The organism is Natrialba aegyptia DSM 13077, from assembly GCF_000337535.1.
Lineage (GTDB): Archaea > Halobacteriota > Halobacteria > Halobacteriales > Natrialbaceae > Natrialba > Natrialba aegyptia.
Genome location: NZ_AOIP01000040.1, coordinates 48,687 through 62,035, shown reverse-complemented (window position 1 = coordinate 62,035; position 13,349 = coordinate 48,687). Strand labels below are relative to the sequence as shown.

Annotated in this window: 10 protein-coding genes and 3 pseudogenes; 9 read left to right on the top strand and 4 right to left on the bottom strand. The window is 58.4% G+C overall.

Annotation, left to right across the window (positions count from 1 at the left end; genetic code table 11):
- Positions 1–127: 127 nt before the first annotated feature.
- Positions 128–2,004, bottom strand: a pseudogene (locus C480_RS17190) (outer membrane protein assembly factor BamB family protein).
- A 326-nt stretch (positions 2,005–2,330) separates the two neighbouring features.
- Here C480_RS17190 and C480_RS23900 point away from each other — a divergent pair.
- Positions 2,331–2,501, top strand: a complete 171-nt coding sequence (locus C480_RS23900) for a hypothetical protein (RefSeq protein WP_006666894.1) — start codon at positions 2,331–2,333, stop codon at positions 2,499–2,501.
- A gap of 212 nt (positions 2,502–2,713) precedes the next feature.
- On the opposite strand, the gene C480_RS17185 is transcribed toward C480_RS23900, so the two are convergent.
- The gene (locus C480_RS17185) at positions 2,714–3,352 is read right to left on the bottom strand and encodes a TetR/AcrR family transcriptional regulator (protein ID WP_006666893.1); all 639 of its coding nucleotides are present in this window, start codon (positions 3,350–3,352) and stop codon (positions 2,714–2,716) included.
- Positions 3,353–3,604: 252 nt separating this feature from the next.
- Between C480_RS17185 and C480_RS24780 the strand changes: the two are divergent.
- A pseudogene (locus tag C480_RS24780) lies at positions 3,605–3,796 on the top strand (transcriptional regulator TrmB); the annotation flags it as partial.
- 501 nt (positions 3,797–4,297) lie between these two features.
- On the opposite strand, the gene C480_RS17175 reads toward C480_RS24780, so the two are convergent.
- Positions 4,298–5,032: a CPBP family intramembrane glutamic endopeptidase gene (locus C480_RS17175; protein ID WP_241433856.1), complete on the bottom strand. Its 735-nt coding sequence runs from the start codon at positions 5,030–5,032 to the stop codon at positions 4,298–4,300.
- 126 nt (positions 5,033–5,158) lie between these two features.
- On the opposite strand from C480_RS17175, the pseudogene C480_RS17170 reads away from it, so the two are divergent.
- The 7 genes and pseudogenes from C480_RS17170 to C480_RS17140 all read left to right on the top strand — a co-directional run.
- A pseudogene (locus C480_RS17170) lies at positions 5,159–5,317 on the top strand (IS5/IS1182 family transposase); the annotation flags it as partial.
- 194 nt (positions 5,318–5,511) lie between these two features.
- Complete coding sequence (locus tag C480_RS17165) at positions 5,512–6,621, top strand: substrate-binding domain-containing protein (protein WP_193787811.1); 1,110 nt, start codon at positions 5,512–5,514, stop codon at positions 6,619–6,621.
- Positions 6,622–6,676: 55 nt separating this feature from the next.
- Positions 6,677–7,810: a phosphate ABC transporter permease subunit PstC gene (gene pstC, locus C480_RS17160; protein ID WP_049903879.1), complete on the top strand. Its 1,134-nt coding sequence runs from the start codon at positions 6,677–6,679 to the stop codon at positions 7,808–7,810.
- Positions 7,810–9,378, top strand: coding sequence for a phosphate ABC transporter permease PstA (pstA, locus tag C480_RS17155; protein ID WP_006666887.1), 1,569 nt, complete (start codon positions 7,810–7,812; stop codon positions 9,376–9,378). The genes pstC and pstA overlap by 1 nt, the downstream gene beginning before the upstream one ends.
- Positions 9,379–9,410: 32 nt before the next feature.
- The gene (pstB, locus tag C480_RS17150) at positions 9,411–10,295 is read left to right on the top strand and encodes a phosphate ABC transporter ATP-binding protein PstB (protein WP_006666886.1); all 885 of its coding nucleotides are present in this window, start codon (positions 9,411–9,413) and stop codon (positions 10,293–10,295) included.
- Positions 10,296–10,300: 5 nt separating this feature from the next.
- Entirely contained in the window at positions 10,301–10,969 is a 669-nt protein-coding gene (phoU, locus tag C480_RS17145) for a phosphate signaling complex protein PhoU (RefSeq protein WP_006666885.1), read from the top strand.
- Between the two features lie 49 nt (positions 10,970–11,018).
- Positions 11,019–12,050, top strand: a complete 1,032-nt coding sequence (locus tag C480_RS17140) for a phosphate signaling complex PhoU family protein (RefSeq protein ID WP_006666884.1) — start codon at positions 11,019–11,021, stop codon at positions 12,048–12,050.
- Between the two features lie 94 nt (positions 12,051–12,144).
- Here C480_RS17140 and C480_RS17135 read toward each other — a convergent pair whose 3' ends face one another.
- Complete coding sequence (locus C480_RS17135; protein ID WP_006666883.1) at positions 12,145–13,092, bottom strand: hypothetical protein; 948 nt, start codon at positions 13,090–13,092, stop codon at positions 12,145–12,147.
- Between the last annotated feature and the right edge of the window lie 257 nt (positions 13,093–13,349).

Here is a 13,349-nt window from a genome sequence, read left to right as displayed (position 1 = left end):
TGAGAACGTTTCACGAACACAGACAGACTATCTGAGTCCTCGAACACGGTGAAATCGTAATCGGAAAGGCGAGGATTCAGATACGTGTTCGGCGCTCTCACCCTACTTTGCCCGACCCGAAAACCCCTTACTCAGACGGTTCGTTCACGCTGGTCGACTCGTCAGCGCCGGCCTTCCGGCGCAGCCACTCGAGGCCGAACGCTCCGCCGAGAAGGCCGGTACCGGTCGTGAAGCCGGGCACGGTGTCGTCAGTGTCGTTCCCGGTGTCCGTCTCGTTTTCAGCGTTCGACTCGTTTCCAGTGTCCTCCATGCCGCCGTTTCCGGTTCCGGCATCGCTATCATTGCCGTCGGCAGACGCTCCGTCGTCGCCGTCGCCGTCATCTCCCACCGTGTCGCTGTCGTCATCGCCGTCTTGGTGATCGTCTCCTCCGTCGGATCCGTCTCCCTCGCCGTTTCCGCCGTCCGTGTCGTTGTTTCCGCCACTCTCGTCGGATCCATCCTGCTCGCCGTTTCCGCCGTCCGCGTCGTCGTTCTCGCCACTGTCATCGGATCCGTCTCCTTCGTCGTTTTCGCCGTCCGTCTCGTCGTTCTCGTCGTTCTCGTCACCCTCGTCGGGCTGGTCGTCCCCGCCGCTTTCGTCGCGAAGCGCCACGAGTTCGCCGTCGTGGTCGACGTAGATCGTCTCGCCGCTGATCGCNTCGTCGGGCTGGTCGTCCCCGCCGCTTTCGTCGCGAAGCGCCACGAGTTCGCCGTCGTGGTCGACGTAGATCGTCTCGCCGCTGATCGCGCGAATCGATCCGACCGGCATATCATCCTTCGAGAGCACCCACTTCTCGGACCCGTCGTACTTGTTCAGGGCGACGATGACCTCATCGTAGTTCCGCTCCTCGGAATTGGGCGTGTCCTGAGTGAGATACGCGTACACAGTTTTTCCGCTGATGACGGGTTGCCCGTAGGTGTACGTAACGTCGAGATCCCAACTGTATTCGTCGCCGCGGATCGAACCGCCGGAGTACCCCTTGTTGGTGGCGCTGCCGACATGGATCTCCTCGCCGAACGCCATTTCGCTCATCCCGTCGCCTATGGCTATAGACTCGCCAGTTTGGGCATCGTACAACGGCCACCCCACCTCGGCACCGGCGTCGTAACCGACCGCTGCCGACGTTGCGTAGATGGTATTGACACGGGGGCCAATGTAGGTTCCTTCCTGCCAGACTTCGGTACCTGTCTCGGGCTCGAGAGCGATCGGACCGGCACCCGTGACGCTGTAGATCACGCCGTTTGCCGCGGCAGGCGGCGTCACGAACTCGTACTCGTCCTCCTCGTTACCGAACGGCGCAGCGGTGATCGACTCCTTCTCCCACCGAACCGAGCCGTCGTCGGCCTCGAGTGCGTACAGCGTCCCGTCGGCGACGGCGTACACGCCGCCGTAGGCGACCGTCTGCCAGACGATCTCCTCTTCGGGATCGAACTCGCTCTCCCAGCGAACGCTCCCGTCGGTCCGGTCGAGCGCGACGACCTCGGTACCGCTGAGATAGACGCTCTCGCCGGCGACCGACGGCGTTCCCGCGTCGATATCCGTATTCTCCCAGACGACGGTGCCGTCCGTCGCATCGAGAGCGACGACGCCATCGTCGGTCGGCGTGTAGACCGTCTCGTCGTCGACGGCAACGGAACCCGCGCCCGCACCCTCGACGGACCACGCGGCCTCGAGTTCACCGCCGCTGAACTCGTGGCCGTCCGCGATGTATCTGGCGTGACCGGGGTCGNGACGGACCACGCGGCCTCGAGTTCACCGCCGCTGAACTCGTGGCCGTCCGCGATGTATCTGGCGTGACCGGGGTCGCCTCGGTGTGACGACCAGTCCTCGTTCGGTCCCGGATCGCGATCGGGATCCGGAAGCTCGTCGGTATCAGTCTCGGCGGCACCAGCCCCCACCGAAGCGAGTCCGGTCCCGGCCGATAGCGCTGCACCAGTCGCCAGCACCGAACGTCTTTTCCACATAACTACACGAGTACGCACAAATACCAGTCATAACACTATCGAGTGATTAACGTGACTTCTTTGCTATGCAACCGTTTGAAACAGTCGCAATTAGAGATCTGTCTGATAGTTAATGCGACTTGTTAGCTGTCCAAGCGTCCCGAGTGTCCCTTCGATTTGAACTCTCACACCGGTTTTCAGTACGATCTCCACCATCCGATTCCCACACGCGGGTAACGAATGACCGCTTCTCGCCGCGGATTATCTTGAGAGACTGCGGTACTGCTAGGGAACTCACATGCCACTAGATCTCTGGGTTTATCTCACCGAAAGTCCAAAGACAGCACGTGTTTGACGAAGAAGACGACCAAATAGATTCGAATAAGATGGCTCTGGGGATTGCGTTCGGACCGCTACTAGGAGCCGCTCTTGGACTCGCACTGGGTGATATCACGATAGGGATTCCATTTGGTATGGTTCTCGGTATCTTTCTCGGTGTGGTGTGGGGCCTAACGTAGTGAACTATCACGCGCGAACTTGAACAGTCGTTGTACTCGCAGGCCTACTCAGCGGCCGGTACACCATAAAAGAGAGTGAGATCAACACTGCAGGAAGACGTCTATGACACCCACGATGTCGGCTAGCCGGAACCGGTACGATCACAACAGCTACTCGGTTGTTGCCGTGAGTTATACCGTCAAACGAGTAGCAAACCCACACGGACAGCGGATCACGTTCCCGACATGGTGTCCGTCGGCGAATTGACCAACAAGCGAGAAACGATGAGTTGGTCGATCGTCTCGCGCGCATTGCCAGGTGCCTCGTCTTGCCCGAGGTGGATCTTTCGAATGTGAGCACCGGCGATGAGATCGTTAATCAGCATCGCTATCTGTTGCGGGTCTACGTCATCGAAGATTCCCTCATCGATTCCGTCTTGAAGAATTTCGCTCAGGTGGGCGACGTACTCATCGGTGAGTTCGTTGAGAAGCCGCTGGTGCTCTGCGTCGTGGTGGGCCTGGGACTGGATTTCGTAGACGACCGTGAAGACCTTCCAGAACTCGTCGTCGTCCATGTACGTACTCAGCAAAATATTGTCGAGTTCAGCGTTGAGCTTCGTCAATGGATCGGCGTCCATCGAACTCGCGATCTCCTCGTGTTCATCGCTAAGAAGGTATACTAGCAATTCGGTGATCAGTTCGTCTTTCCCGTCGAAATAATGGTGGATGAGTTGGCGGCTCTTGCTGAATTTAGCGTCGATGTCCCGCACACCGAGGTCGGCATACCCGGTCTCGTATACTGCTGAAATCGTCGCTTCGATGAGCTCTACGTACGTGTCCTCAGGAATTTCAGAAGAATTTTTGGACGCCATTAGCTGGTGATAGGAAGGGTAGGTGACGAATCTTCTTGAATCATTCTGTGCTACCGGAAGGCGAGTTTTAGTGCACTCTCCAGAGAGACATCTGGTCGACGTAGTTTCTCACCCCGGGTTGTCGCCGTCTCGTGATTCACCAGTGCCCATGTTTACACAATTTTATGCAACACCTCAAAAGAATGATTGTTTATGTAGGTCCGCTATCTGGATCTGGCGAGTGTCTTCAGCGAGGTCATGAATGAACTCTCGGACGTTTTATCGGGCGCGACGCTTCGCGTCCTCTACTATCTCGAGATCTCACGTGCCGCAACGGATCTCGCACGCCGCGCCGACCACAGGAGTACCGTGCATCGCGCCCTCGATCCACTCCAGCATCGAGAGATCGTCTACCAGACCGACGACGATGCATATGCGCTGAACGTGGGATTCGAACAGTGGAGCCCCGACTACCAGCAAGCTGTTACTGCTGCCGGTATGGGCAGCATGGCCGCGCTGGACGTAGAAGATTGGCTCAAGTCCGGCGTCCCTGTGTCGGCAGAAATCCTGACTTGAGCGTAGCGGAGGCCAACGACTGATGGGAACAATTGAACGGGACGTAAACACGATCGATCCGTCGACTGTCAAGGACCGGGCAGATAGGATCGTCGTCTCGTTTTTGTGGCGTTCGATAATCCGTTCCAGAGTGCGAGTCCAATCTCGGTACCCTCAGTCTCGTAGTGACTTTACCTTCGTTCGAACATCTCACATCAGATACGGGAACGGAACCGTCAAACTCCAGTACGAGATACGGCCTGCCTGAGCGATTATCCAGAGATTGAGGGGACACTTCCCACGAAGTCCACTGGTACTCCGTCATTTCTCTTCGTGACCGTCGGAGAGAATCAATTTACGCGCGTGCTGTCGGTCGTGTGAACACTATGTCGGCCTCCGGAGTAGATTGTCTCAAAACCCAGTAACGTACGCTGTGAGGAACAAGATCGCGTTGTAGCAGGCATGAGCAAGGATCGGGACGGACAGGTTATTGACTCGTTCGTAGAGAACACCCATTACGACCGCGAGAGAGAACGGGACGGTGCTGAGAAGGAGCACACCCTCTGCCCTGCCGAGATAGCCGATGGCGTGGGGAATAACGAACAGAAATGCAGTGGCGACGATGGCAGCACTGGGTCGCATACTCCGCATCAGTCGTTGCTGAATCACACCGCGGAACAGGTACTCCTCCGCTGGCGCGATGAGCACGAACGACAGTGCTGCCATCACGAGCATCATCGTCGGCTTGCCCGCTATGAGATCCTGATCCAAACGGCCGAGTTGAACGTCGAACACGGTGCCGAGTGCACTAACTCCGGTTGCAATCCCGAGCATAAGAAGTGTGCTGGCAATCATCCACACTCCCTGTCGCGGTGTCGGCAGCGTTATCGGCACCGACTCACTGACCCATCGTCGGAAGTAGAGCCATCCGGCGATGGCGTAGCCCGCTTCCGACAGAATGATTGCTGCGGTGAGCGCAGCGAGACTGGTCCCACCCAGCGCAAATAGGGGGATCGAAAGAACCGTTCCGATCAGGAGGGCGGCGACGACCAATCCAAGACCGATTACAAGCGCACGCACCCTATTACGCCAGCCCGTTTGTGCGGGAGATCCGCTCAATTCGTCTGCTTGTCGAGTGTTACTCATTATACTTTTGAACATTATCGTGTCTAGATGATATCTCTGTCGGGTGTAGCTATTTCCGCATTCGAAGCGGATACCAACGTGATGCCGTTCGATCCCGATACCGTTGACGCAGTCGCGTTCGACTCCGATGGGACTCTCTATGGCCAGAGGGCTCTGTCTGAGACCATCTCCTCCGTAATCAAGCGCACGCTCGGCGACGCCATGCGTGCGCGAAGCTGGTATCGAGAGTTCCGTGAACTCATCCTGATGTGTGCCGTCTACAACATCAAGCGTGCTGTGAGCTAGGCAAATCCAAGGCTGTATGGCGATTCACCACGACCCATTTCTCTTTATAGCAGTATCTTCTTCTCTATGTCAATATATAGCCGAACATACCCCTATCCAGAGATAGTATTACCAACTATTGTCACGGAGAAATAGATATCCGGCTATATCACTATTATAAACCGGTTTACTATACTCATGCTTCGGATCAGGTGATGTCACGGGATGCGGAGCGCCAGGCTGACTGGGTATCACGACGAAAATACCTGCTTGCATCTGCTAGCGTGGGAGCAGCTGGAGTGGCTGGATGTCTCGGTAGCGGGGACTCCGACTCTGAGTCTTCAGACACACTGACCGCCGAGGGATCGTCGACGGTGTATCCCATATCAAACACCGGTAGTTCCTACTGGAACTCCAACTCGCCGCCGGACGACGGCGAGTACTGGGGGGCGAATGACGAGTCGTCGGTTCCCGGATGGGATCAGATCGAGACCGATAAGAACATTGCGGACTATTTCGCGGGTCTGTACGGCTTCGAGGAGACCGGCGAACGGTCGAACCCGCCGTTCAGCACGCAGGTCGCATTGAGCCACTCCGGAACTGGCTGTGAGGCCGTCCGCGACGGCCTCGTCGACATCGGTAACTCCTCGGGACCGATCACCGCAGAGCTCGATATCAGCGAGGAGGAGCGCGACGAGAACTACGTCGATCACGTCGTTGGCCGCGACGGTCAGCCCGTTTTCGTCAGTCAGGAGGTGTACGATAGTGGCGTCGAGCAGCTCACTGGCGAAGAGATTCGGGGAATCTACCAGGGAGAGATATCTAACTGGAGCGAGGTCGGCGGCCCCGATCAGGAAATCTATGTGGTCGGTCGCGCCGAAGGATCGGGGACTGACACCACTTTCCGAATGAACATGCTCGGCGACGCTGAGGCGGAGATGGATGTTGATACTCGCCGCGGACAGAACCAGCAGGTTCAGCAAGTCCTTCAGGACAACGACAACGCGATCGGCTACATGGCACTGGCGTTCTCAGGGTCGGGCATTCAGGCAATTGCCATCGACTTTGATGGAACGGTCTACGAGCCAGATCCCGACGCCGAGAATACCATCTTCGACGCTGAGTACCCGTTAAACCGCGACCTGCATATGTACACTCGGATCACCGACGACACTCCCGACGGGACGGACAAGCGTGAAGCCGCGTTCCTCAACATGTTCCTGACCGAATTCGGCCAGCAGTTATTCGTCGAAGATCAGAACTACATCACGTTGCCGACCGCCGATCTGGAAGCTGAAAAGGAAAAACTCCCCGATCAGGAGTAAGCTAACCGACCGTTTTGGCACGATTCACGGCAATATACACAAATACTATGATACTATGAGTTCACACACTGGTTTGGGGATTCAGGATTGGAGGAAACATGTTGAGCAGCGGCTTCAGCGGACTCGAGAGTTCGTCACCGAGACGGAGCCGGCTGCGCTCGCGATAGTCATCCTGTCGATCGGGTCGCTTCTGACCGCATTCGGGGGGTTTCTGTTGGCGTCATCGTGGACAGCCATTCCCTTCGCCACGTTTCTCGTTTCGACCGGCTACGGTTGGATTCGACATCAGGCCCTCATTGCACGGACTGTCACGTTCGCCATGACGACCGTGACTATCGTCACACTGGGACTGATTGTCGTTTTCATCTTCTACGAGGCAATTCCGGCGTTCCAGTACGAGAGTGCGACCGTCTTCGGCGTCTCTGTGCCTGGACTGGGGATGTTCACCCAAACGCGATGGGATGCGGTCACTGAACCCGTTCGCTACTCGCTGCTGCCGATGATCCACGGAACTGTAATGGTGACGGCTATTGCGACCCTCGTGGCGGCCCCATTAGGAGTCGCAGCGGCGCTGTTCATCGCCGAAATCGCGCCGCCAACCGTTCGAGAACTCGTCAAACCCGGTATCGAGATACTCGCGGGCATTCCCTCGATCGTCTACGGTTTCATCGGCTTTACGGTAATCAACCCGTGGACGAGCACGGAGTTCGCACTCAACGGCGGGTCGACGTACCTGTTCGTTGGGTTAGTTGTCGGGTTGATGGCGCTACCGACGGTCGTCTCTGTCGCTGAAGACGCACTGACAAGCGTCCCCGACTCGATGAAGGATGGAGCGCTCGCTCTCGGCGCGACGGATTGGCAGTCGATGACATCAATAACGCTCCCAGCAGCGTTTTCGGGCGTCTCGGCAGCCGTCCTGCTCGGTGTCGGTCGAGCCATCGGCGAGACGATGGCAGCGACTGTAATGCTCGCAGGAACCCAGGCAATTCCTGACCCGGTGACCAACGTCTTCTACGGCTACGAGACGCTTACGTCGCTGATCGCTCGAGGCTACGGCTCTTCCACTGGCGTCCACGAAAGTGCTCTCTTCGCTGCAGGCATCGTCCTGTTCGTGACCGTATTGTGCCTCAGTATCGCTTCGCAGTACATCGAGGCGCGTATGCGTCGACGCCTTGGGGGGGCCGAGTGATGAGCCGTACGACCGAAACCGCACTCGTTCGAGAAGGGCGCAGCAGCTATGAGGGTGCTGCCGCCACCGCAATCGGCCTCTCCGGAGTGATGTTTGCTGTCGGATTGGGTACGCTTGTCGATGTCCTCGAAATCACCACCCCCGTCGCAGGCGTCCAGTTATCGACAGCGATGGGAATCGTGCTGCTCTCGCTCGGAGTGGGAATCATCAGCTTCGGTCTCGCCTCACGGCTGGACTACGTTGATACCCGTCCTCAACCCAGTGCAGGCATCGTCGCCGCGATCGCGTTCACGGGCGTCTGGTTCGCGATCGGTGCGCTCGTCGCTGGCGCGATCGGTCTCGGAACGGTCAGTTGGATGGCCGTCGGACTGGTCGCAGGGGCGGTCGCATTTGCTGTGACTGCGTTCCCCCGCGAAGATATTGGATCGACACTGCCAGCCGGGAGCGTGGCCGTCCTCGGCGGAGTGGCGCTCACAATCGGCGTCATCGGCCCCGGTTGGGAGTGGGTGCTCGTCAGCTACAACGCGACGCTGTTCGGTGACACCGCCGTCCCAGTCGTCGTGATGTTTGCATCGCTTCTAACCGGCTGGGCGGCCGCCAAGGCCTACGGCGGATTCGGTACCCGCGGGCGCAACGTCGGCGCGTACGTCTTAATATACTTGATTGTCCTTTCGATTCTTGCAGTTCTGGTTGGACTTGTTGCATTCGTCGTGGTCAAAGGGTCACCTGGCTTGTTCCATGGTTTCTCTATCGGTGGCGAACAAGTGATCAGCTGGCCGTTCCTGACTAACGGTGCGTCGTTGCTGGCCGACGTTGCAGGTGTGTTTCCCGCACTGGTCGGCACGGTCTGGTTGGTCATCGGTGCCGTCCTTTTCGCGGTCCCGACCGGTGTTGGCGCAGCGGTATTCCTCAGCGAGTATGCCGAGCAGGGCCGGTTCACACAGGTCGTCGAAGTCGCAACAAACGGTCTCTGGAGCACGCCCAGCATCGTCTTCGGGCTCTTCGGCGCTGCCTTCCTCATTCCTCGCTTTGGCAACAACAAGTCGCTGATCGCTGGCATGCTGACGCTCGGGTTCATGCTGTTGCCGCTAGTGCTGATCACGAGCCGCGAGGCGATTCTGGCAGTCCCCGACGAGTACCGCGACGCCAGCGCTGCGCTGGGCGTCTCTAAGTGGAAAACAATCCGCAGTGTTGTCCTGCCCGCGGCGGTCCCAGGGATTACGACAGGCGTCATCTTGGGGGTCGGCCGCATCGCCGGGGAAACGGCACCCATCCTGCTGACGACCGGCGGGGGGGTGTTGCCCGGTAAGTCAGCCGCTCCCAGCGTCCTCGGCGGCTTCCAGTTGAGCGCCTCGCCACCCTTCGTCACCAACCCGTCACTACTCGAGGCAACTAGCGCGCTGCCCTACCAGTTGTATGCATTGATCACGGCGGGGCTCAGCGGAAACATCGAGGCTCCCCAGCAGTTTGCGTGGGGACTGGCACTGACACTGTTGCTCGTCGTGTTGGTGTTCTATGCGATCGGTATCGCAACGCGATACTACTTCAGAAAGAAACTCCACCAATGAGTCAAACAGACCCTATCGACGCGACTGATGAGATGAACCGTACAGCCGAACAGACGATATCGACGACCGACGGCGAAACCGCCGAGGAAACACGTTCGGAGTGGGTCGACTACGATACCGGCGGCGAGACGAAACTCGCAATCAAGAATCTGGACGTCTACTACGGTGACGACCACGCCCTGAAGGATGTCTCAATGGATATCCCCGAACAGAGCGTGACAGCACTCATCGGACCGTCTGGTTGTGGCAAGTCGACGTTCCTGCGCTGTCTCAATCGGATGAACGACCGCATCCGGAGCGCCAGCATCAACGGGACGGTCGAACTCGACAGTGAGGACATCTACCAGGATGGGATCGACCTCGTCGAGTTACGCAAGCGCGTGGGTATGGTATTCCAGAGCCCGAATCCCTTCCCGAAATCGATTCGAGCGAACGTCTCCTACGGGCCGCGAAAACACGGTGATATCGAGACAGGATTACTCGCACGGCTGACCGGTCGCGCCGATCCCGAGAGCGAGGAGGAACTCGTCAAGCGCTCACTCGAGCGAGCCGCGCTTTGGGAAGAGGTCAGTGACCGACTGGAAGACAACGCGCTAGGTCTGTCGGGCGGCCAGCAACAGCGGCTCTGTATCGCCCGGTGTCTAGCAGTCGATCCAGAAATCATCCTGATGGACGAGCCAGCCTCAGCGCTCGACCCGATCGCTACCTCGAAGATCGAGGATCTCATCGAAGACCTCGCACAAGACTACACGGTCGTCGTCGTCACTCACAGCATGCAACAAGCCGCCCGAGTCTCTGATCAGACGGCAGTCTTCCTGACCGGTGGTGAACTCGTCGAGTACGACAACACCGAAAAGATTTTCGAGGATCCTGAAAGCCAGCGCGTTGAGGACTATATCAGCGGGAAATTCGGATAATACGCATGGCTCGAGAGGACTACCGTGAGTCGCTCACCGAGTTACGTGACGGCGTCGAATCGATGGCCAAGACGGTACTGACCCAGCTCCGGCGAGCACTAACATCGCTCGAAGACGGCGATGAGATGGTAGCCCACGAGGTGATCGACACCGATGGGGCCGTCAACGAACGGTACCTCGACCTCGAGGGCGACTGCATACAGTTACTAGCACTCCAGCAGCCCGTCGCCTCGGACTTGCGGTTCGTCGCCGCCTCCTTCAAGATCCTCACCGACCTCGAACGGATCGGCGACCTGGCGACAAACCTCGCTCGCTATGCGCTGGCCGATGCGTCAGGAGCGTTCTCCAAGATCGATATTCACAGGATCGGCGATGAAGTTCACAATCAAGTCCAGGCAGCTATCGATGCCTACGTCGCGGACGACACCGACGCCTGTCGGACGATCAACACCCGCGACGACGAAATCGATGCGCTGTGTCAGCGCGCCAGCGAGGCGGTCGTACGCGAACTCATCGCCCGCGAGGCTAGCGCCTGGGGTGTCGAACAATTACTGGACGATGTCTCGCGGGTGCTGCTGACGATTCGTGACTTGGAGCGGATCGGCGACCATGCCGTCAACATCGCCGCGCGTACCCATTACATGGTTGAGAATGACCCAGAATTGATCTACTGATACTGATACTGATGATCCAACTCGTGTTGCCGAGGATATGACGACATCTATGGAAACGAGAAAACTACAGGAGGCCGGCGGCTATACCCATACTGTCTCGATTCCCAAGAAATGGGTGACTGAGCACCGGCTGGAGCCGGGCATGGAACTGCAACTGTATACCCATCTCGACGGATCGATCGTCATCCGTTCCTCGGCCGAGGATGTCGAACAACTGGCCGAGGCGACCGTCGAGGTTGACGGTGACGATCCTAAAAGGATCCGACGGGCAATCCAGATGGCCCACACGGGCGGCTTCGAAACCGTAACGCTGACACCGAGACAGTTGTTCACCGACGCTGGACGCCGAGGTGCGCGGTCGGCGGTGCGAAACTTAGTCGGAACGGACGTCCTTGCCGAGTCCGAGACAGAAATCACGGTCAAGCACCTCATGGACCCCTCGAACGTCTCGATTTGCCAATCGCTTGTCCAAATCCAGTACGCCGCGCTGTTGTTACACGAAGACGCGACAGTGGCGTTTGTCAACGCCGACGACGCCCGCGCTCACGTCGATGAGCGCGCCGACAGGGTCGCCCGCTTTGCACAGTTGATTACCCGACACTTCTCGCGGTCGCTAATTTCGCTCGATGAACTCGACCGACTGGGCGTTTCGCGGCCGGACCTGTTCGACTACTACGCAACCGCACACCGGCTCAGCGCCGTCGCCAACCGGGCAGTCCGGATCGCCCGCATCGCCGAGAAACTTCCTGAACCGCTCTCCGAAGAGATCGCTGGGGACGTACGTTCGGCTGCCGAAGACGCCAGAAACGCCGTTGATACTGCGGTGGCCGCTATCCTCGAGGACGAAGACGGTGTTAGTACGGCTCACGAGGCGATAAAGTACCGCGACGATGCCGTCACGGCGGTCGATACGCTCGAACAGACGCTGTTCGACGGCTCGCGCGTGGAGTCCGTTCCCGCGGCGGTCGCGCTGACCAGCGCACTCGACCACCTCCGCAGGACCGCCGATCACGGCCACGCTATCGCCAGGATCGCCGTTCAGGCCGCGATCCGTGCTGAGAATCTTGACAACCGAGCTTGACGCGCTAACAGCTATCCCAGACTTCCAGTCGCTGTCAGTTGGCTGCTCCTTCTGTCATCGGTTTTCCTTCCCACTGTCGCCGGCGATAGCGTCGCTACTCGCCACTGGGTTGGTGCTCCTTGATGACAGCCTCGACTTCATTCCACGCAACTGGTGGCTCCATCTCGCCCAGCGCATCGTCGATATCTTCCACCCGGTCACCAAAGCGCTCGTACCACGGAGACTCGGCACAGTTGGCGAACCGCTCGCCCAGCGCATCGTGATGCGTCTCCAGGTCGTCGAGTCGCTGGTCGACGCCCGCCGGTCGATCGGCCCCCTCACGATCAGCCCACTCTCGGAGCGTTGCCAGCTCATATTGTATGTCATCTACCATTAGTGCAGTAACGCGGTGTTGGATCGTCCCCTGTACCCACACAACCGCAGCGTCGTCCTCGAGTTCAGTATCGTCGGCTGCCAGATCGGTGGCGACGCTGTCGAGTTCGTCTAGCGACTGCTCGAATGCATCGATATCGTCAACGAGTTCTGCGACCCGGTGGTCGGGGTCTTCGAGCCACTCTTCGAAGGTCTCTAGTTCGAGCTGAAGGTTGTCGGCGGCGCGCTGGATTTCATTGGCTGTAGCTGTAACCCGCCGGATTTCCCGGGCGAGGTCGTAGAGATCGCCATCGTTCTTGTGATTGATGATTATCTGAATGCGATCTCCGAGATCGGTCGTTCGATCCTCGATGATCTCTAGACGCGTCTCAAAGGGGTTGAGACGGTTCGTGACGAGATCTAAATCCGAAACAGGTTCGGCGGTGTCGCGGACATGTTCGAGCGAGGTGGCCGCCAGTTCTGTGCGCGTCTCTGCGGTCGTTACTACTTTCGAAGCGGTCGCCAGTGCATCGTCAACGGCTGTTCGGCGGATAATACCGTCCTCGGCGACGATAGCAAGCGTCTCACGGATCGTGTCTGACTCCGCCGGCTCGTCGACGACAGTGACCGCCGCCTCCAGCGATAGTCCGTCGAGGCCCGCACGCGCCTCACGGATCTCGCGTCTGTCCATATTCGGTCGTTACGACCGATAATCCGTTAGTCGTTCGGTTCGTGTGTTTCATTGTCGACTGAACTCGGTCTTGCTCCCTGGATAACTGGTCTGTGCCTTCGAGACGAGACAGCCAGCAGGTGATGGTCGCTTCATCTTTCGGTGCGAGCGGTTCTGCGTGCGCTCGCAGATATCCGATCCTGTGGTCGGTTATCGATACTAGCCTCATCCGTCACAAGGCCCTACAGGTTCTCTTTGATCCTCACAATACTGCGTTT

Excerpts from the sequence above, each read along its gene's own strand:
- C480_RS17175 (WP_241433856.1), bottom strand. The coding sequence starts at position 5,032 with ATGAGTAACACTCGACAAGCAGACGAATTGAGCGGATCTCCCGCACAA.
- C480_RS17140 (WP_006666884.1), top strand. The coding sequence starts at position 11,019 with ATGGAAACGAGAAAACTACAGGAGGCCGGCGGCTATACCCATACTGTC.
- C480_RS17185 (WP_006666893.1), bottom strand. The coding sequence starts at position 3,352 with ATGGCGTCCAAAAATTCTTCTGAAATTCCTGAGGACACGTACGTAGAG.
- C480_RS17165 (WP_193787811.1), top strand. The coding sequence starts at position 5,512 with ATGTCACGGGATGCGGAGCGCCAGGCTGACTGGGTATCACGACGAAAA.
- pstA (WP_006666887.1), top strand. The coding sequence starts at position 7,810 with ATGAGCCGTACGACCGAAACCGCACTCGTTCGAGAAGGGCGCAGCAGC.
- phoU (WP_006666885.1), top strand. The coding sequence starts at position 10,301 with ATGGCTCGAGAGGACTACCGTGAGTCGCTCACCGAGTTACGTGACGGC.
- pstC (WP_049903879.1), top strand. The coding sequence starts at position 6,677 with ATGAGTTCACACACTGGTTTGGGGATTCAGGATTGGAGGAAACATGTT.
- C480_RS17135 (WP_006666883.1), bottom strand. The coding sequence starts at position 13,092 with ATGGACAGACGCGAGATCCGTGAGGCGCGTGCGGGCCTCGACGGACTA.
- pstB (WP_006666886.1), top strand. The coding sequence starts at position 9,411 with ATGAACCGTACAGCCGAACAGACGATATCGACGACCGACGGCGAAACC.